This is a genomic window from Serratia sp. MYb239, from assembly GCF_002966855.1.
GTDB lineage: Bacteria > Pseudomonadota > Gammaproteobacteria > Enterobacterales > Enterobacteriaceae > Serratia_B > Serratia_B rhizosphaerae.
The window spans coordinates 4,006,694-4,026,021 of sequence record NZ_CP023268.1 but is presented as its reverse complement, the minus strand read 5'-3'; the positions used below and the strand labels follow the sequence as shown (position 1 = coordinate 4,026,021).

General features: G+C 58.6%; 18 protein-coding genes and 1 other RNA gene. 14 read left to right on the top strand and 5 right to left on the bottom strand.

Annotated elements, in window-relative coordinates; genetic code table 11:
* Nucleotides 1-232 precede the first annotated feature (232 nt).
* Entirely contained in the window at nt 233-2,227 is a 1,995-nt protein-coding gene (gene tkt, locus CLM71_RS19270; protein WP_105232421.1) for a transketolase, read from the top strand.
* 80 nt (nt 2,228-2,307) lie between these two features.
* Here the strand turns inward: tkt and CLM71_RS19265 are convergent, their stop codons facing one another.
* The gene (locus CLM71_RS19265) at nt 2,308-2,640 is read right to left on the bottom strand and encodes a putative quinol monooxygenase (protein ID WP_105232420.1); all 333 of its coding nucleotides are present in this window, start codon (nt 2,638-2,640) and stop codon (nt 2,308-2,310) included.
* A 400-nt stretch (nt 2,641-3,040) separates the two neighbouring features.
* Here CLM71_RS19265 and epd point away from each other — a divergent pair, with 400 nt between their 5' ends.
* The 7 genes from epd to CLM71_RS19235 all read left to right on the top strand — a co-directional run bounded on the left by epd (nt 3,041) and on the right by CLM71_RS19235 (nt 9,493).
* Complete coding sequence (gene epd / locus CLM71_RS19260) at nt 3,041-4,057, top strand: erythrose-4-phosphate dehydrogenase (protein ID WP_105232419.1); 1,017 nt, start codon at nt 3,041-3,043, stop codon at nt 4,055-4,057.
* 110 nt (nt 4,058-4,167) lie between these two features.
* The gene (pgk, locus tag CLM71_RS19255) at nt 4,168-5,331 is read left to right on the top strand and encodes a phosphoglycerate kinase (RefSeq protein WP_105232418.1); all 1,164 of its coding nucleotides are present in this window, start codon (nt 4,168-4,170) and stop codon (nt 5,329-5,331) included.
* A 165-nt stretch (nt 5,332-5,496) separates the two neighbouring features.
* Nucleotides 5,497-6,576 (top strand): class II fructose-bisphosphate aldolase, encoded by a 1,080-nt coding sequence (fbaA, locus tag CLM71_RS19250; RefSeq protein ID WP_105232417.1) that lies wholly within the window; start codon nt 5,497-5,499, stop codon nt 6,574-6,576.
* Nucleotides 6,577-6,612: 36 nt separating this feature from the next.
* Nucleotides 6,613-6,789 carry a hypothetical protein gene (locus CLM71_RS24045; RefSeq protein ID WP_158684836.1) on the top strand — a complete coding sequence of 59 codons (177 nt, stop codon included), beginning with the start codon at nt 6,613-6,615 and terminating at the stop codon, nt 6,787-6,789.
* Nucleotides 6,790-6,802: 13 nt separating this feature from the next.
* A complete protein-coding gene (gene mscS / locus CLM71_RS19245; RefSeq protein ID WP_105232416.1) occupies nt 6,803-7,669 on the top strand; it encodes a small-conductance mechanosensitive channel MscS in 867 nt (288 codons plus the stop codon).
* A gap of 277 nt (nt 7,670-7,946) precedes the next feature.
* Nucleotides 7,947-8,561, top strand: a complete 615-nt coding sequence (gene argO, locus CLM71_RS19240) for an arginine exporter ArgO (RefSeq protein ID WP_105232415.1) — start codon at nt 7,947-7,949, stop codon at nt 8,559-8,561.
* Between the two features lie 200 nt (nt 8,562-8,761).
* Nucleotides 8,762-9,493, top strand: a complete 732-nt coding sequence (locus tag CLM71_RS19235) for an oxidative stress defense protein (protein WP_105232414.1) — start codon at nt 8,762-8,764, stop codon at nt 9,491-9,493.
* Nucleotides 9,494-9,534: 41 nt separating this feature from the next.
* Here the strand turns inward: CLM71_RS19235 and CLM71_RS19230 are convergent, their stop codons facing one another.
* The gene (locus CLM71_RS19230; RefSeq protein ID WP_105232413.1) at nt 9,535-10,428 is read right to left on the bottom strand and encodes a LysR family transcriptional regulator ArgP; all 894 of its coding nucleotides are present in this window, start codon (nt 10,426-10,428) and stop codon (nt 9,535-9,537) included.
* 184 nt (nt 10,429-10,612) lie between these two features.
* Here CLM71_RS19230 and rpiA point away from each other — a divergent pair, with 184 nt between their 5' ends.
* Both rpiA and serA read left to right on the top strand, forming a co-directional pair.
* Nucleotides 10,613-11,269, top strand: a complete 657-nt coding sequence (gene rpiA, locus CLM71_RS19225) for a ribose-5-phosphate isomerase RpiA (RefSeq protein WP_015673688.1) — start codon at nt 10,613-10,615, stop codon at nt 11,267-11,269.
* 372 nt (nt 11,270-11,641) lie between these two features.
* Nucleotides 11,642-12,880, top strand: a complete 1,239-nt coding sequence (gene serA, locus CLM71_RS19220) for a phosphoglycerate dehydrogenase (RefSeq protein WP_105232412.1) — start codon at nt 11,642-11,644, stop codon at nt 12,878-12,880.
* A 49-nt stretch (nt 12,881-12,929) separates the two neighbouring features.
* On the opposite strand, the gene CLM71_RS19215 is transcribed toward serA, so the two are convergent.
* The 3 genes from CLM71_RS19215 to zapA form a co-directional block, all read right to left on the bottom strand.
* The gene (locus CLM71_RS19215; protein ID WP_158684863.1) at nt 12,930-13,538 is read right to left on the bottom strand and encodes a 5-formyltetrahydrofolate cyclo-ligase; all 609 of its coding nucleotides are present in this window, start codon (nt 13,536-13,538) and stop codon (nt 12,930-12,932) included.
* Between the two features lie 52 nt (nt 13,539-13,590).
* A non-coding RNA gene (gene ssrS, locus CLM71_RS19210) (6S RNA) lies at nt 13,591-13,772 on the bottom strand.
* 41 nt (nt 13,773-13,813) lie between these two features.
* On the bottom strand, nt 13,814-14,146 hold the full coding sequence (gene zapA, locus CLM71_RS19205; protein ID WP_015673685.1) for a cell division protein ZapA: 333 nt from the start codon (nt 14,144-14,146) through the stop codon (nt 13,814-13,816).
* A gap of 321 nt (nt 14,147-14,467) precedes the next feature.
* Between zapA and CLM71_RS19200 the strand changes: the two genes are divergently transcribed.
* From CLM71_RS19200 to ubiI, 4 genes are read left to right on the top strand one after another with little or no spacing between them, the layout of a single operon-like run.
* Nucleotides 14,468-15,046, top strand: coding sequence for a YecA family protein (locus tag CLM71_RS19200; protein ID WP_105232410.1), 579 nt, complete (start codon nt 14,468-14,470; stop codon nt 15,044-15,046).
* A 50-nt stretch (nt 15,047-15,096) separates the two neighbouring features.
* Nucleotides 15,097-16,410, top strand: a complete 1,314-nt coding sequence (gene pepP / locus CLM71_RS19195; RefSeq protein ID WP_105232409.1) for a Xaa-Pro aminopeptidase — start codon at nt 15,097-15,099, stop codon at nt 16,408-16,410.
* A gap of 1 nt (nt 16,411) precedes the next feature.
* Nucleotides 16,412-17,590, top strand: coding sequence for a 2-octaprenyl-6-methoxyphenyl hydroxylase (gene ubiH, locus CLM71_RS19190; protein ID WP_105232408.1), 1,179 nt, complete (start codon nt 16,412-16,414; stop codon nt 17,588-17,590).
* Nucleotides 17,591-17,648: 58 nt separating this feature from the next.
* Entirely contained in the window at nt 17,649-18,848 is a 1,200-nt protein-coding gene (gene ubiI / locus CLM71_RS19185; RefSeq protein WP_105232407.1) for an FAD-dependent 2-octaprenylphenol hydroxylase, read from the top strand.
* Nucleotides 18,849-19,328 lie beyond the last annotated feature (480 nt).

Sequence of the window (19,328 nt, the reverse complement as noted above, 5' to 3'; positions counted from 1 at the left end):
ATCTTCCTATGATAGTAACAAGGGATTTTATACAAATGAGCAGAAACAATTTCGCTCGCAACAGCCTAGTGTACGACACTCGGCGGCAAAATAGTGTTATTCCGAAAATAGGGCCAATCGTGCTAATAAGTTGTGAACTCGCTCTCATTTACTATTAGGGATTGCCGTTCTTATGCCGAGTCTGAGAAAATGGCAAACTTGACTGCTTTTTTCATCCGACTTGGAGTAAAACATGTCCTCTCGTAAAGAGCTTGCCAACGCCATCCGCGCACTCAGCATGGACGCCGTACAAAAAGCAAAATCCGGTCACCCGGGCGCCCCAATGGGCATGGCCGATATCGCCGAAGTCCTGTGGCGCGACTACCTCAGCCACAACCCGACCAACCCGCACTGGGCCGACCGTGACCGCTTCGTCCTCTCCAACGGCCATGGCTCCATGTTGATTTACAGCCTCCTGCATCTCACCGGCTACGACCTGCCGATGCGCGAGCTGGAAAACTTCCGTCAGCTGCATTCCAAAACACCGGGACACCCTGAATACGGCTACACCCCGGGCGTCGAGACCACCACCGGCCCGCTCGGGCAGGGTATCGCCAACGCCGTCGGTTTCGCCATCGCCGAACGCACCCTGGCCGCGCAGTTCAACCGCCCGGGCCATGATATCGTCGACCACAACACCTACGCCTTTATGGGCGACGGCTGCATGATGGAAGGCATCTCACACGAAGTCTGCTCCCTGGCCGGCACCCTCAAGCTCGGCAAGCTGACCGCCTTCTACGATGACAACGGCATCTCCATCGACGGCCACGTCGACGGCTGGTTCACCGACGACACCGCCAAGCGTTTCGAAGCCTACGGCTGGCACGTGGTACGCGGCGTGGACGGCCACGACGCCGACGCCATCAAGGCGGCGATTGAGGAAGCCCGCAAGGTTACCGACAAGCCGTCCCTGCTGATGTGCAAGACCGTTATCGGCTTCGGCTCGCCGAACAAGGCCGGCACCCACGATTCCCACGGCGCGCCGCTGGGCGATGCCGAAGTGGCCGCCACCCGCGAGCAGCTGGGCTGGCACTACCCGCCGTTTGAAATCCCGCAGGACATCTATGCCCAGTGGGACGCCAAGGAAGCCGGTCAGGCGCGTGAAGCGGCCTGGAACGACAAGTTCGCCGCCTACGCCGCCGCCTTCCCGGAGCTGGCCGCCGAGTTCACCCGCCGCATGAGCGGCGAGCTGCCGGCCGACTGGCAGGCGCAGGCCAAGGCCTACGTCGAGCAGCTGCAGGCCAACCCGGCCAACATCGCCAGCCGCAAGGCGTCGCAGAACGCGCTGGAAGCCTACGGCAAACTGCTGCCGGAATTCCTCGGCGGCTCCGCCGACCTGGCGCCGAGCAACCTGACCATGTGGTCCGGCTCCAAGGCGCTGAACGAAGACCCGGCGGGCAACTACATCCACTACGGCGTGCGCGAGTTCGGCATGAGCGCCATCACCAACGGCATCGCGCTGCACGGCGGCTTCCTGCCGTACTCGGCGACCTTCCTGATGTTTGTGGAATACGCGCGTAACGCGGTGCGCATGGCGGCGCTGATGAAGCAGCGCAACGTGTTCGTCTACACCCATGACTCCATCGGTCTGGGCGAAGACGGCCCGACCCACCAGCCGGTGGAGCAGCTGGCCAGCCTGCGGGTCACGCCGAACATGAGCACCTGGCGTCCGTGCGACCAGGTGGAGTCGGCGATTGCCTGGCAGTACGCCATCGAGCGCAACGACGGCCCGACGGCGCTGATTTTCTCGCGTCAGAACCTGGCGCAGCAGCCGCGTACGGCGGAGCAGCTGGCGAACGTGTATCGCGGCGCCTACGTGCTGCAGGACTGCGACGGCACGCCGGACGTTATCCTGATTGCCACCGGCTCGGAAGTGGAGCTGGCGGTCGAGGCGGCGGGTCAGCTGACGGCGGCGGGCCGCAGGGCGCGCGTGGTGTCGATGCCGTCGACCGACGCGTTCGACAAGCAGGATGCGGCCTACCGCGAGTCGGTGCTGCCGGCGGCGGTCACGGCGCGGGTGGCGATTGAAGCGGGCATTGCAGACTACTGGCTGAAGTACACCGGGCTGAACGGTGCGGTGGTGGGCATGACCACCTTCGGTGAGTCGGCACCGGCGGACCAGCTGTTCAAGGAGTTCGGCTTCACCGTGGAAAACGTGGTGGCGCAGGCTCAGGCACTGCTGAAGTAAGCGGCTGAAAGCAGCCATCATAAAGGCGCCCTTGCGGCGCCTTTTTCGTAGAGATAACCGTATATTCGGCTATGGACTGATTACGCCTTGGACGGTTCCAGTTGGGTCAATTTTTGCACGTTCAGGCTTTCCAATTTCCCATCCAGCGCTTCCAGGAAATCGTCGTGATAGCTCATCGCCACGTGTTCTTTCAGCGTCTGTTCTGACGTCCAGCGCTCAATAAACACGAAGGAAACTTTCCCCTGGTTCTGCAGATCGCGCACATCGGGAATTTCGCGTGTTTCATGCAGGTCATACTGCAGGCAGCCGGCCTCGTTGTGGGTCTGCGGCACCATCTTTCTGGCTGCGGTTCTGACGGCGTCAACGAATTCCGGCCGCGGGGTCAGGGTGGCGACAATCTTAACTTCACTCATTATTGGCTCCTTGTATATGCCCTGTAAATGTAAGGCGTATGGGAAAAGGCAGATGAAAAAACGATCGGCGACATGCTGTGGGTAGTAAGCAAAAGTGTGCGCCAGATCATTTTATTACCGCAAAGTGTCCGCGAGTTGACAGACAACGTGTCGGATCTGTTCCTTTTCAAAAAACTTTGGTTTATGCTCGGCTGAAGCGTTTCAGTTGGCACAATTGGCCGCTGAAAGTGGCAGAGTGAGCGGTTATTTTTACATATATGGTTGGTGAATAATATTACGCAGCGATTCACAGCAGACGGTACGCTAAAGTATTCTATATAGATTAGCAGGATAACTCGTCAGCGCCACCCGCAATCCGGTGAATAAGTCCGGCAGGGAGGGCCATTTAGCAGGAACAAGCATGACCATCCGCATAGCGATAAACGGCTTTGGCCGCATTGGCCGCAGCGTTTTACGCGCACTGTATGAATCAGGAAGACGCGCCGAAATTACCGTGGTGGCAATCAACGAGCTGGCGTATGCCGAAGGGATGGCCCACCTGCTGAAATATGACTCCAGTCACGGGCGTTTTGCCTGGGACGTGCGTCAGGAGTGCGACGTACTGACGGTGGGCGACGACGCGATTCGTCTGCTGCATCAGCCGGCGTTGGAGCAACTGCCATGGGGCGAGCTGGGCGTGGACGTGGTGCTGGACTGCAGCGGTGTGTACGGCAGCCGTGAGGATGGCGAAGCCCATCTGGCGGCCGGTGCGAAGAAAGTGCTGTTTGCCCATCCCGGCGGTAACGATCTGGACGCCACCGTCGTGTTCGGCGTCAACCACCAGACGCTGCGGGCGGAACATCGCATCGTTTCCAACGCCTCCTGTACTACCAACTGTATTATTCCGGTGATCAAGCTGCTGGACGATGCCTACAGCATCGAGTCGGGTACGGTCACCACCATTCACTCGTCGATGAACGATCAGCCGGTGATAGACGCCTATCATACGGACCTGCGCCGGACGCGTGCGGCAAGCCAGTCGATCATTCCGGTCGATACCAAACTGGCCGCCGGCATCACCCGTATTTTTCCGCAGTTTTGCGATCGTTTTGAAGCGATCTCGGTGCGTGTGCCGACCATTAATGTCACGGCGATCGATCTTAGCGTCAGCGTGAGTTCACGGGTGAAAGTGACAGAGGTCAACCAGTTGCTGCAAAAGGCCGCACGGGGATCATTTCGTGGTATAGTTGACTATACGGAACTACCATTAGTCTCGATTGATTTTAACCATGATCCGCACAGCGCCATCGTCGACGGCACGCAGACGCGGGTCAGCGGGCAGCACCTGATCAAGACCCTGGTCTGGTGCGATAACGAATGGGGCTTTGCCAACCGGATGTTGGATACCACCCGGGCAATGGCCGCAAGCGGTTTCTAGTACGGCGGCGCCGTTTGGGCGCGGTCGTTTAAACCCGCAGGATTCCGGGCGATAGCCTGAAAGAGGCGGGGATAGGCAACTTTATAGAGAATCAACCAAGAGGGTTCACCATGTCTGTAATTAAGATGTCCGATCTGGATCTGGCAGGAAAACGCGTTCTTATCCGTTCTGATCTGAACGTACCAGTGAAAGACGGTAAAGTGACTTCCGATGCGCGTATCCGCGCTTCCCTGCCGACTATCGAAGCTGCGCTGAAACAAGGCGCGCGCGTGATGGTAACCTCCCACCTGGGCCGTCCTACCGAAGGCGAGTACAACGAAGAATTCTCTCTGCTGCCTGTCGTCAACTACCTGAAAGAGCACCTGAGCAACCCGGTGCGTCTGGCGAAAGACTACCTGGAAGGCGTTGACGTTGCCGAAGGCGAGCTGGTGGTGCTGGAAAACGTGCGCTTTAACAAAGGCGAGAAAAAGGACGACGAAACCCTGTCCAAAAAATATGCGGCGCTGTGCGACGTGTATGTGATGGACGCCTTCGGCACCGCACACCGCGCGCAGGCCTCTACCCACGGCGTTGGCAAATTCGCACCGGTCGCCTGTGCCGGTCCGCTGCTGTCCGCAGAGCTGGAAGCGCTGGGTAAAGCGCTGGGCAACCCGGCCCGTCCGATGGTCGCCATCGTCGGCGGTTCTAAAGTTTCCACCAAACTGACCGTCCTGGATTCCCTGTCTAAAATCGCCGATCAGCTGATCGTCGGCGGCGGCATCGCCAACACCTTCGTGGCGGCGCAGGGCAACAACGTCGGCCAGTCGCTGTATGAGCCTGATCTGATCGACAACGCCAAGAAACTGCTGGAAACCTGCGATATTCCGGTGCCGACCGATGTGCGCGTGGCGACCGAATTCTCTGAAACCGCAACGGCGACGGTCAAGCAGGCCAACGAAATTCAAGACAACGAGCAAATTCTGGATATGGGCGACGTTTCAGCCGAGCGTCTGGCCGTTATCCTGAAGAACGCCAAAACCATTCTGTGGAATGGCCCGGTTGGCGTATTCGAGTTCCCTAACTTCCGTAAGGGGACCGAAATCGTGGCGCGCGCCATTGCAGACAGCGATGCTTTCTCCATCGCTGGCGGCGGCGACACCCTGGCGGCGATTGACCTGTTCGATATCGCCGACAAAATTTCCTACATCTCCACCGGCGGCGGCGCGTTCCTGGAATTTGTTGAAGGGAAACAACTGCCGGCGGTAGTGATGCTGGAAGAGCGAGCTAAGCAGTAATTCTGACAACGGGGGGCGCAAGCCGCCCGTTTGTTTTATTCCGCGCCGGTTGCGGCGCGGGGTAGAAACGATTTACATCCATCTACCCGATGACCCTTGGCCGTACGCCTGGCGTACGAACGGGGGAAAGAGGGTACAACGGCAGACGAAACGGGACAAAGTAACATGTCTAAAATTTTTGATTTCGTAAAACCGGGTGTCATCACTGGCGATGACGTTCAGAAAGTCTTTGCAGTCGCTAAAGAGAACAACTTTGCGCTGCCGGCGGTAAACTGCGTCGGCTCCGATTCCATCAACGCAGTACTGGAAGCCGCGGCTAAAGTACGTGCGCCGGTAATCGTGCAATTCTCCAACGGCGGCGCCGCGTTTATCGCCGGCAAGGGTCTGAAGACTGACGTTCCTCAGGGCGCAGCGATTCTGGGCGCTATCTCTGGTGCTTACCATGTGCATCAGATGGCTGAACATTACGGCGTGCCGGTTATTCTGCATACCGACCACTGCGCGAAAAAACTGCTGCCATGGATCGATGGCCTGCTGGACGCCGGTGAAAAACACTTTGCCGCTACCGGCAAGCCGCTGTTCTCTTCCCATATGATCGACCTGTCTGAAGAGTCGCTGGAAGAAAACATCGAGATCTGCTCCAAGTACCTGGCGCGCATGGCTAAAATCGGCATGACGCTGGAAATCGAACTGGGCTGCACCGGCGGTGAAGAAGACGGCGTGGACAACAGCCATATGGACGCCTCCGCGCTGTATACCCAGCCGGAAGACGTGGCTTACGCGTACGAAAAACTGAACGCCATCAGCCCGCGCTTCACCATTGCTGCCTCGTTCGGCAACGTGCACGGCGTGTACAAGCCGGGCAACGTCAAGCTGACTCCGACCATCCTGCGTGATTCTCAGAAATTCGTTTCCGAGAAGTTCAACCTGCCGCACAACAGCCTGAACTTCGTGTTCCACGGCGGCTCCGGCTCCAGCGACGCAGAGATCAAAGAATCCGTCAGCTACGGCGTGATCAAAATGAACATCGATACCGATACCCAATGGGCGACCTGGGACGGCATCCTGCAGTACTACAAAGAAAATGAAGGCTATCTGCAAAGCCAACTGGGTAACCCGAAAGGCGCCGATCAGCCGAACAAGAAATACTACGACCCACGTGTCTGGCTGCGCGCTGCACAGTCAAGCATGGTGACGCGTCTGGAACAGGCCTTCAAGGATCTGAACGCGATCGACGTTCTGTAATCCCCGGCCGGCGCGCCATGAGCGCGCCCGTGTCTGATGCTGAAAGGCTCCCTCTGCGGGAGCCTTTATTTTTGGGGCGTATCCGATATTTTTGCCCAACTTTTGCTGGCAGAGTTGGCAACGCGCACCATTGTTGGTTACCCTTACCCGGTGGTTTCCGCATCGGTCAATGCGATGTATTTTTGCGATTTCTCCCGCTGGGAGCTTTTTTAATTAGGACGTTAGAATGGAAGATCTCAACGTAGTAAACGGTATTAATAATGCCAGCAGCTGGCTGGTAAAAAATCAGGATCTGCTGATTCAGTATGCGGTGAATATCGTCGCGGCTATCGCGATTCTGATCGTAGGTATGATCATTGCCCGCGTGGTCAGCAATGCGCTGAACCGGGTGATGAAAATGCGTGGTATTGACGCCACGGTTTCTGATTTCCTGTCGGCGATGGCGCGTTACGCCATTCTGGCCTTCACCTTTATTGCGGTGCTGGGACGCGTCGGCGTACAGACCACCTCGGTGATTGCCGTACTGGGTGCCGCCGGTCTGGCGGTTGGCCTGGCGTTGCAGGGCTCGCTGTCCAACTTTGCCGCCGGCGTGCTGCTGGTAGCGTTCCGTCCGCTGCGTGCCGGTGAATACGTCGACCTCGGCGGCATTGCCGGTACCGTCGATCAGGTGCAGATTTTCTCCACCACGCTGCGTACCCCGGACAATAAAACCATCGTGGTGCCGAACGGCAAAATTATCGCCGGCAACATCACCAACTACTCCCGCGAGCCGAACCGCCGCGTGGATATCGTGGTAGGCGTCGCCTATAACGCCGATATCGACACGGTGAAAAAGGTGCTGAACGACGTGATCGCCGCTGACAAGCGCATCATGCACGATAAGGGTGTGACCGTACGTCTGAACGAAATGGCGCCGTCTTCCCTGAACTTCGTCACCCGTTCATGGACCACCAATGCGCAGTATTGGGATGTTTACTTCGATCTGATGGAAAACTTCAAGCGTGCGCTGGATGCCAACAATATCGGCATTCCGTTCCCGCAGATGGACGTTCATCTGTATCGTACCGACGGCACTTCCGCTAAAGCGGAATAATGCCGCAAGGGGGCTTGAGGTTGATGGCAACGTTGTCGGATGGCTCGAGATCCACGGGCCGGGCGCTGCGGCGGCTGATGCCGCTACGGCCCCATCGTCACGCTCTCCCTAATCACTGACTTTGTCAGTACTCTGAGGGGCCGCAAGGCCCCTTTTTTCCCCCTCCTGCCCGAGTCATTAATATCCTTAATGGCGAATTAGAATTATCAATTTCACCTAATAATAGCTTCCTCGTATGATGCGCTCGGTTAATCGACGTATCTGATGAGGACTTGCCATGCTTGCCGTTTTTCTACAGGGTTTTGCGCTTAGCGCCGCGATGATTTTGCCGCTGGGGCCGCAAAATGTGTTTGTGATGAATCAGGGGATCCGCCGGCAGTATCATCTGCTGGTGGCATCGCTGTGCGCGCTCAGCGATATTGCCCTGATCTGCGCCGGCATTTTCGGCGGCAGCGCGCTGCTGCACCGCTCGTCGCTGCTGCTGATGCTGGTGACCTGGGGCGGCGTCGCCTTTTTGCTATGGTACGGCTGGGGAGCATTTCGCACCGCCTTTAGCCGCCATATTGCCCTGGCCAGCGTGGCCGAACTGGCGCAGAGCCGCTGGCGTATTGTGGTGAGCATGCTGGCGGTCACCTGGCTGAATCCGCACGTCTATCTGGATACCTTTGTGGTGCTGGGCAGTCTGGGCAGCCAGTTCGCGCCGGAGGTGCGCTCCTGGTTCGCTTTCGGTGCGGTCAGCGCCTCTGCCGTCTGGTTTTTCGCACTGGCGCTGCTGGCCGCCTGGCTGTCGCCGTATCTGAAGACGCCGCTGGCGCAGAGAATCATCAATATTCTGGTGGGGCTGGTGATGTGGGCCATCGCCGCGCAGCTGGCCTGGCACGGCATGCAATAAAGCCGCCGCTGGGGGCAGGATCATAATTTGGCACTAATCTGAATTAAAAAAACCGGACGATATGCTAGGGTTGATGGCAAGGAACTGATTATTCATTCCGGGTGATGACTGCGTAAATGATGGTAAATTGACTGTCGGCCGCGGTGGAATATCGGCATGAATAAGCAGGAATCAGAACAGCCTGTCATTAAGGAGACACTGTGAAGCTAAAAGCATTGGCTATGGCCGCAATGGTTGGATTAGGAACGTTACCGATGGCGCTGCAGGCGGCGGAAGTGCCTGAAGGGCCGCACGTGGTGACCTCCGGGACGGCCAGCGTCGACGCCACCCCGGATATCGCAACGTTGGCGATTGAAGTCAGCGTATCCTCCAAGGATGCGTCGCAGGCAAAAAAACAGGTTGATGAACGCGTTGCGCAGTATTTCGACTTCCTGCAGAAAAACGGCATTGAGAAAAAAGATATCAGCGCCGCCAACCTGCGTACGCAACCGGAATACGATTACCTGAAGAGCGGCGAGTCAGTGCTGAAAGGCTATCGTGCCGTGCGTCAGGTGCAGGTGACGCTGCGCAAGCTGGATAAACTGAATGAGCTGTTGGACGGCGCGCTGAAGTCCGGCCTGAATGAGATCCGCGCGGTGGAGCTGGGCGTGGCGAATCCGGACGAGTTCCGGCAGAAGGCCCGTCAGCAGGCGATTGAGAATGCTACGCAGCAGGCGGCGTCGCTGGCCCAGGGCTTTAAAGCCAAATTGGGGCCGGTGTACAGCATCCGCTACCACGTTGCCAACTATCAGCCGATGCCGGTTGCCCGTATGTATAAGGCTGCCAGCGCCGCGCCGGAAACCAGCGCCGCGCAGACTTACGAGCAGCAAAGCATTCACTTTGACGATCAGGTTGACGTGGTGTTTGAACTGCAGCGCGGCGGCGCGCAGTAAGCCGCAGATAGTACAGCAGGGCGCCGGTCACGGCGCCTTTTTTAATCCTGTCGCAGAACCTGACGGCCGTGCTCCAGCAGGGCGTCGGTCACTTTACGCATCATGCGGCTTTCCGGCGCGAAGCGGTGCCAGAACAGCATCCGGCGCTGGAGCAATCCCGGGGTTAAATCGACAAGTTCGCCGGACGCCAGCTCTTTCTCGATCTGCAGGTGCGGGATCATACAGCAGGTGGTGCCCTGGCGCGCCAGCTGCACGAAAGCCTCCGACGAGTTGACGATATGGCAGGGTACGCTGCCCGGCGAAAGATCGAAGTTTTGCTGCAGGAAGGCCTGATGCATGTCGTCCAGATGGTCGAAGGCGACCGCCGGCGCTTTCAGTAGCGCCGAGCGGGTGACGCCGTTCGGGAAATAACGTTCGGCAAAGCCCGGCGAGGCGACGAACAGGTAGTCCAGCGCACCGAGCTGATCGACCAGGCAACTGGGCAGCGGCTGCGGCTGAATACTGACCGCGCCGACCACCTCGCCGCGGCGCAGGCGCTCCTGAGTGCGGGTTTCATCTTCCACCTGCAGGTTCAGACGAATCGGCGAGTCGGCCAGCACCGGTTTTAACGCCGGCAGCAGCCAGGTTGCCAGACTGTCGGCGTTGACCGCCAGCGACAGCAGCAGCGGCGTATCGACACCGGTATCGTTGCCCAGCCACTCTTCCTCCAGCAGCTCCACCTGGTGCAGCAGCGCCAGCAGCTTTTGCCCCTGTTCGGTGGGGCGCGGCGGTACGGTACGGACCAGCAGCGGCTGGCCAAACAGATTTTCCAGCTGTTTGATGCGTTGAGATACCGCCGATTGGGTGATGCAGAGTTTTTGTGCCGCGCGTTCAAAGCCGCGTTCACGGATCACCGCGTCCAGCGCTTGTAGCGTTCTGTAGTCTGGGCGTTTCATCGGAGAGATATCCCTTAACGTTAATGGTTTCTGGCACTATACCTTAAATAGCGCCGCTTGCATCACAGCACAGGCGTGACGCTTGGCGCGCACGGGCCACAATTTGCGATCCATACCTGCATTCAGCGAGGCGATTTACCCTATAATACGCATACGTTTTCGTATATAGGCAATGGAAAATAGCATGACGCAGGATGAACTGAAAAAAGCGGTAGGCTGGGCGGCGCTGGAATACGTGAAGCCGGGCACCATCGTCGGCGTGGGCACCGGGTCGACCGCCGCCCACTTTATTGATGCGCTGGGGTCAATCAAGGATCAAATTGAAGGCGCGGTGTCCAGCTCCGACGCCTCCACCGCCAAGCTGAAAAGCCTCGGCATCCACGTATTCGACAGCAACGAAGTGGACTCGCTGGATATTTACGTCGACGGCGCGGACGAAATCAACGGGCATATGCAGATGATCAAGGGCGGCGGCGCAGCGCTGACGCGTGAAAAAATCATCGCCGCCATCGCCCGCAAATTTATCTGCATCGTGGATGCCTCCAAACAGGTGGACGTGCTGGGCAAGTTCCCGCTGCCGGTCGAAGTGATCCCGATGGCGCGCTCCTACGTGGCGCGCGAACTGGTGAAGCTGGGCGGTCTGCCGGAGTATCGTCAGAATGTGGTCACCGATAACGGCAACGTGATTCTCGATGTGCACAATCTGAGCATCACCGACGCGGTGGCGCTGGAGAACAAAATTAACGGCATCGCCGGCGTGGTGACCGTCGGGCTGTTCGCCAACCGTGGCGCCGATGTGGCGTTGGTCGGCACGGCGGACGGCGTCAAGGTGGTCGAATAACCACCGGCTGTGTATGCAGGCTGCGCCGCCCGGCGCAGCCCGTTGCCGGCATAATTTTCAGCAGAAAACATCTTTTCTTTAATCCGCCAAATTTGGTGACATATGTCACATTCTCGTCATAACCTCGGTTAAGCTTCTGCCAAATTCTTTCTGCATGGCATTTTCAACCAGAATCACCCCTCTGAACTCTCCCTTGTGCTGAGGGGCGGGCAATCGTTTGTATTGCCGCCCGCGTTATTTTTGTTATGTTGGTGGTCGAGCTGTTTTATCTCTTCCCGTCATCCGGCTGCCGGCAAGGTGGAAACCCTGCGGGGCGACCGCGAGCGGAAGAGGGGACAGCCGCTTCTGAAGTCTGAACATAGGGTCGGGTAAATGGCAAAAGTATCATTGGAGAAAGACAGGATTAAATTCCTGTTAGTGGAAGGGGTTCATCAAAGCACGGTGGATAATCTGCGCGCTGCCGGTTATACCAACATTGAATATCACAAAGGTGCGTTAGACACCGAGTCACTCAAGGCATCGATCCGCGATGCCCATTTCATCGGCATCCGATCGCGCACGCATCTGAGCGAAGAGATCTTCGCCGCGGCCGAAAAGCTGGTGGCGGTAGGCTGCTTCTGTATCGGCACCAACCAGGTGGATTTGAAAGCGGCGACCAAACGCGGCATCCCGGTGTTCAACGCACCTTTCTCCAATACCCGATCCGTTGCCGAAATGGTGCTGGGCGAGCTGCTGCTGATGCTGCGCGGCATCCCGTCGGCCAACGCTAAGGCGCACCGCGGCGTGTGGAACAAGCTGGCCGTCGGCTCGTACGAAGCGCGCGGCAAGAAGCTGGGCATCATCGGCTACGGCCATATCGGCACCCAACTGGGCATCCTGGCCGAAGGGCTGGGGATGAAAGTGTTCTTCTACGACATTGAGAACAAACTGCCGCTGGGCAACGCGCAGCAGGTGCGTCATCTGTCCGATCTGCTGAATATGAGCGACGTGGTGACCCTGCACGTGCCGGAAACGCCATCGACCAAAAACATGATGGGCAAGGACGAGATGGCGCTGATGAAGCCTGGCTCGATCCTGATCAACGCCTCCCGTGGCACCGTGGTGGATATCCCCGCGCTGTGCGAGGCTCTGTCCAGCAAACACCTGGCGGGCGCGGCGATTGACGTGTTCCCGGAAGAGCCGGCCACCAACAGCGATCCGTTCAATTCGCCGCTGTGCGAGTTTGACAATGTGATCCTGACGCCGCATATCGGCGGTTCTACCCAGGAAGCGCAGGAAAACATCGGCGATGAAGTGGCCGGGAAACTGGCGAAGTATTCCGATAACGGCTCCACGCTGTCGGCGGTTAACTTCCCGGAAGTGTCGCTGCCGGCGCACAGCCCGAACGCCAGCCGCCTGCTGCATATCCATGAAAACCGCCCCGGCGTGCTGACCCAGATTAACCAGATCTTTGCCGAAGAGGGCGTCAACATTGCCGCTCAGTATCTGCAGACCGGCCCGGAAATTGGTTATGTGGTCATTGATATTGAAGCGGAAACCGAACGCGCCGACGCGGCGCTGCAGCGAATGAAGGCCATCCCAGGCACCATTCGCGCGCGTCTGCTGTTCTGATTGGCGTTTTAACGCGGATTAAAGAGGCCGGGCTTGTCCCGGCCTTTTGCTATTGGGCGATTTGCCAGGCCCAGACTTTGGAAGGGGTGACGATTTCCGGCAGCGGGATATCCCAGTGTTCGGTCGGGATGCCGTCCACCTGCTGGCAGTCGTGCGCCAGCCCTATCGGATAAGGGCCGCCGTGCTGCCACTGTTGCAGCGTGCGGTCATAGAAACCACCGCCCATGCCCAGACGCTGCCCCTGGCTGTCGAACGCGACCAGCGGCGCCAGAATGACCGCCAGCTGTGAGGTCGGCAACACGTTGCGCACGTCCAGTTCGGGTTCGAGGATGTTAAAACGGTTGGGGCGCAGCACGCTGTCGGGGTGGTAGTGTAAAAACAGCAGGTTGCCCGCGCTGAACGGGTGCAGTACCGGCAGATAAACCCGTTTGCCCATATGCCACAGACGCTCGATTAACGGGCGGGTATCCAGTTCGCCGTCAAAGGAAAGAAACGCCGCCACGCTGTCGGCCGCAATAATACGCGGATGAGAAGCGATGCGTTCGGCGGTTTGCCGGGCGAAAGTATGCTGTTGCTGCGCGGAAAGCGCACGGCGTCGCTGACGGATTTGCTGACGGATGTCTTGCCGCTGTTTGGCGAACTGAGGTTGGTAATGCATCATGGGCATGATCGCATAGCGCGTTAAAGGCCGCGTAAACCTGATGAAAGGGGGAATCTCCGAGATGCCGTCGCAGGCTGTAACCCTTGAACCCGAGGTTCAAGGTGAACGTACCGTCGCAATCTTAAGGCTTCTCGACAAGCGAGCATGCTCACCGATCGCGGAGCAATACATTCTGTTTGTACTAAATATCGGCTCAGGGGACTGGCCCGCTGGCAAACATCTCAGAGAAATTTTGTACTCATTGCCGAACCGTTAGCGTTCAGCAACTTATGTTATTCGAATTGTGCATCATCCTGACGGTCAGAGATGCGACCTTGCTCAAGCAGCGCCTGTTCAATGGTCTGTTGCAGCATACGGATGCGCTGTTCCATATTGGCCGCATAATCACGAGTTTTCAAGCGTTCTTGTGCGAGTTCGTGACAAACATTCAACGCGGCAATGAAAACCAGCTGTTCAGTATTTGTGACTCTAGTGCGAACTTTGAGATCTTGCAACCGCTGGTTAAGATCGTCCGCCGCCATGTTCAACGCATCTTGTTGTTCTGGCGGGCAATTAACCCTTAACGAACGGCCAAAAATTTGAATATCTACTGGTTGTGCAGACATGCCACCTTCCTGCCTAAATTTCGCGCCGGCTCCGGTCTATCGAAGCGGGGCGCCACTATATATACCTCGGTACCAAGATACAACCCCTTAAAACACGGCGTTTTATCCCGTGGTTATTCAGTAACCTGATGATAATCTACTGTGCGTCGCGCCGGCAGTCAAAAAAATAGCCAGGCCGCTGCGAACGCTGTCGTTATCCCGGCCAACCCTGACCACAGACGGATTGTCACCAACCACTGAAGGGGCGTGCTTATCTGGTGTAACCACGAGCCTTGGTGGTAGCATAACACGAACTTATCCTGCCAACGATGACGAATACGCATGTCTATACAGAATACATACCCAAATTACTTCACCTTGTCCGCCGCCCTGAACCAGCAGGCGGTGGCGCTCACCGCCGCTGAAATGCACGGTTTAATCAGCGGTTTGCTGTGCGGCGGTAACAATGACGCCAGCTGGCGCACGCTGGTGCACGACCTGACCAATGAAGGCGTGGCGTTCCCTCAGGCGCTGAGCCAGCCGCTGCAGCAAGTGTATGACCTGATTCATGAGACGCTGAGCGATGATGAATTTATGTTCCAGCTGATGCTGCCCGAAGGCGAGGCGGTCACGGTGTTCGAACGCGCTGATGCTCTGTCCGGCTGGGTCAATCACTTCCTGCTGGGCCTCGGCATGATGCAGCCGAAGCTGGCGCAGGTGAAAGACGAGGTTGGCGAAGCCATTGACGATCTGCGCAGCATCGCGCAGCTGGGCTACGACGAAGACGAAGACCAGGAAGAGCTGGAGCAGTCGCTGGAAGAAGTAGCGGAATACGTCCGTATGGCGGCAATCCTCTGCTATAACGAATTCAACCGCCGTAAACCGACCGCGGTGGAAAACGTCAAACCTACATTGCACTAAAGATTTGTATCGACCGTGCGCTTCGGCCGACTTGATTTCAGGAGAAGGACATGACTCAGCAGGAATTTCAGAACCGCCGCCAGGCGCTGTTGGCGAAAATGGCGCCGGGCAGCGCGGCGGTGATCTTTGCCGCGCCGGAAGCAACGCGCAGTGCAGATTCAGAATATCCTTACCGCCAGAACAGTGATTTTTGGTATCTGACCGGTTTTAACGAGCCGGAAGCGGTGTTGATTCTGATCAAGAGCGATGAAACGCACAGTCATAGCGTATTGTTCAACCGGGTGCGCGATCTGACGGCTGAAATCTGGTTTGGCCGTCGTCTGGGGCAGGAAGCGGCGCCCGCAAGGCTGAGTGTCGATCGTGCGCTGCCGTTTGATGAAATCGATGAACAGCTGCATCTGCTGCTTAACGGCCTGGATGTGGTGTATCACGCGCAGGGCGAATATGCCTATGCGGACCGGATCCTCTACGCCGCGCTGGATAAGCTGCGCAAGGGCTTTCGCCAGAACTTCCAGGCGCCGGCCACCGTCACTGACTGGCGGCCGTGGCTGCATGACATGCGGCTGTTTAAATCGGCCGAAGAGCTGGCGGTAATGCGCCGCGCCGGGGAAATCAGCGCGCTGGCGCACACCCGCGCGATGGAAAAGTGCCGGCCGGGCATGTTCGAATATCAGCTGGAGGCGGAGATTCATCACGAGTTTACCCGCCTCGGCGCCCGCTACCCGTCGTATAACACCATCGTTGGCAGCGGTGAAAATGGCTGCATTTTGCATTACACCGAAAATGAAAGTGAGATGCGCGACGGCGATCTGGTGCTGATCGACGCCGGCTGTGAATATCAGGGCTATGCGGGCGATATTACCCGCACTTTCCCGGTCAACGGCAAATTCAGCGCGCCGCAGCGGGCGGTGTACGACATTGTGCTGGCGTCTCTCAACAAGGCGCTGGCGCTGTTCCGGCCGGGCACCAGCATCGGCGAAGTGAATGCGGAAGTGGTGCGTATTATGGTCACCGGTCTGGTGGAGCTGGGCGTGATGAAAGGCGAGGTTGAACAGCTGATTGCCGAACAGGCGCACCGCCAGTTCTTTATGCATGGCCTGAGCCACTGGCTGGGGCTGGATGTGCACGACGTCGGTCATTACGGTTCGCCAAACCGCGACCGGGTGCTGGAGCCGGGCATGGTGCTGACGGTGGAGCCGGGGCTGTATATCGCGCCGGATGCCGATGTGCCGGAAGCCTATCGCGGCATCGGCATCCGTATTGAGGACGACATCCTGATTACGCCGGACGGCAACGAGAACCTGACCGCCAGCGTAGTGAAAGACGCCGATGCGATTGAAGCGTTGATGGCGGCGGCAAGATAAGATGAGCGTAATTATCGTTGGCGGCGGGATGGCCGGAGCGACGCTGGCGTTAGCGCTGTCGTCGCTGACGCAGGGCCGGGTGCGCATTGACGTGGTTGAGGCCACGCGGCCGGGCGACCGGATGCATCCGGGGTTTGACGCGCGCGCCATTGCGCTGGCGCAGGGCGCCTGTCAGCAGCTCAGCCGCATCGGCGTCTGGCCTGCGCTGCGCGACTGCGCGACGCCGATCTCGCAGGTGCACGTCAGCGATCGCGGCCACGCCGGCTTCGTCAATCTGTCGGCGCAGGACTATCAGGTCGAGGCGTTGGGGCAGGTGATCGAACTGTACGACGCCGGCCAGCGGCTGTTTGCCCTGCTGGAAAATGCGCCGGGCGTGACTCTGCACTGTCCGGCCAAAGTGATCGATGTGACGCGTAGCCGCGAGCAGGCCGAGGTGCTGTTGGATAACGGACAGCGCCTGAGCGGCCAGTTGATGGTTGCTGCGGACGGTTCGCGTTCCGCGCTGGCGCGCGCCTGCAACGTGCAGTGGCGGCAGCAGGACTACCCGCAGTTCGCCACTATCGCTAATGTGACCAGCGAGCAGGACCCGCAGGGCCGCGCTTTTGAGCGCTTTACCCGCCACGGGCCGCTGGCGTTGCTGCCGATGTCGCAGGGGCGCAGCTCTCTGGTCTGGTGTCATGACCGCGACGATCGTGAACGGGTGGACGGCTGGGACGACGCGCGTTTTCTGCAGGAACTGCAGCAGGCGTTCGGCTGGCGTCTGGGGCGGATGCTGCAGGTCGGCAAGCGCCACAGCTACCCGCTGAGTCTGTTGACCGCGCAGCAGCACGTTTCCCACCGTCTGGCGCTGGTGGGCAATGCGGCGCAGACGCTGCACCCGATCGCCGGACAAGGCTTCAACCTGGGGCTGCGCGACGTGATGTCGCTGGCGGAAACCGTGGCGGAAGCGTCGCAGGCCGGCGAGGATCTCGGCACCTACGCGGTGCTTGGCCGCTATCAGCAGCGGCGGCAGCAGGACCAGCAGGCAACCATCGGCGTGACCGACGGCCTGATCAAATTATTCGCCAACCGCTATGCGCCGCTGGTGGTTGGGCGTAATCTGGGCCTGATGGCGATGGAACATTTGCCCGTGGTGCGCGATGCCTTTGCCAAACGCACCCTGGGCTGGGTCGAGCGCTAGGCCGATGGCCGCGATGTCGCTCCCCGTTATTTAAGGCGTTTTTAAGGAATTAAGCAGCATGCAATCATTCGATGTGGTTATCGCCGGCGGCGGTATGGTGGGACTGGCGTTGGCCTGCGGCCTGCAGGGCAGCGGCCTGCGCGTGGCGGTGCTGGAGCACCGGCAGCCGGAGCAGGGCGTTCCGGAGCAGCTGGCGCTGCGCGTTTCCGCCATTAATGCGGCCAGCGAGCGCCTGCTGCAACAGATTGGCGTCTGGGACGATATTCTGCAGCTGCGCGCCAGCGCCTACAATGCGATGGAAGTGTGGGACCGCGACAGCTTCGGTAAAATCGCCTTCCGCGGCGATGAGTGCGGCTTCAGCCATCTGGGCCACATTGTTGAAAACAACGTGATCCAGCAGGCGCTGTGGCGCAAGGCGCAGACGCTGTCGGACGTCACGCTGCTGACGCCGGCGGCGTTAAAACAGGTCGCCTGGGGTGAGAACGACGCCTTTATCACGCTGGAGGACGGCCGCATGCTCAGCGCACGTCTGGTGGTGGGCGCGGACGGCGCCAACTCCTGGCTGCGTCAGCACGCCGATATTCCGTTGACCTTCTGGGATTACCGCCACAGCGCGTTGGTCGCCACGATTCGTACCGAAGAGCCGCATCAGGCTACGGCGCGTCAGGTGTTTCACGGCGACGGCATTCTGGCCTTCCTGCCGTTTGGCGACCCGCACCTGTGCTCGATCGTCTGGTCGGTGGCGCCGGAGGAGGCCGAACGGCTCAGCCAGCTGTCGCCGGAGGCGTTTAACCGCGAATTGAGCATGACCTTCGATATGCGTCTGGGGCGCTGTACGCTGGAAAGCGAGCGGCTGACCTTCCCGCTGACCGGACGCTACGCCCGCAGCTTTGCCGGCCATCGTCTGGCGCTGGTAGGGGATGCGGCGCATACCGTACACCCGCTGGCCGGGCAGGGTGTCAACCTGGGCTTTATGGACGCCGCAGAGCTGATCGCCGAACTGAAGCGTCTGCAGCGGCAGGGCAAGGATATCGGCCAGCACCTGTATCTGCGGCGCTATGAGCGCCGCCGCAAGCACGGCGCGGCGGTGATGCTGGCCAGCATGCAGGGTTTCCGCGAACTGTTTGACGGCAATAATCCGGCCAAGAAGCTGCTGCGCGATGTCGGCCTGCGGCTGGCCGACAGCCTGCCGGGCGTCAAGCCGAAGCTGGTGCGTCAGGCGATGGGGCTGAATGACCTGCCGGAGTGGCTGACGTAAGGCTGCCGACGCGCGGTATCTTATTTAGCATCAGGGGGCGCTATCACGGCGCCCCTGTTTTTTAGGCCTTCAGTCATCAATTTTCCTTATATTACCCTTCATTTGAAATAATCTAATTTAACGCCCGATAACCCATTAGTTTTTATAATCCGATGTAAAAAAGGCAAAGGCTATAACTCCTTCTCTTACAGCGTGTTTGTTATATAACATCGGACATTTGCCGCTTTAATTGTTAATTTTGTGCCTTAAGACGCATTTTTCTAGTGAAAAACTCTGCACACTAACGCGACATTTTTCCTCCCGCGCACCGCGCTGAGCCTATTTTAACTTATGGTTAAAAACGACGTTCGGTGATAAGTTCGGGTAAAGGGTATCGTTTGCGTCGTGCTGATGGGCGCCTTTTTTCGCCACGGTTTCGCACGGCATTTCAACCCCGGAATGTATTCCGCCAGCCGCCATGCGGCCGGCATGATGACGGGG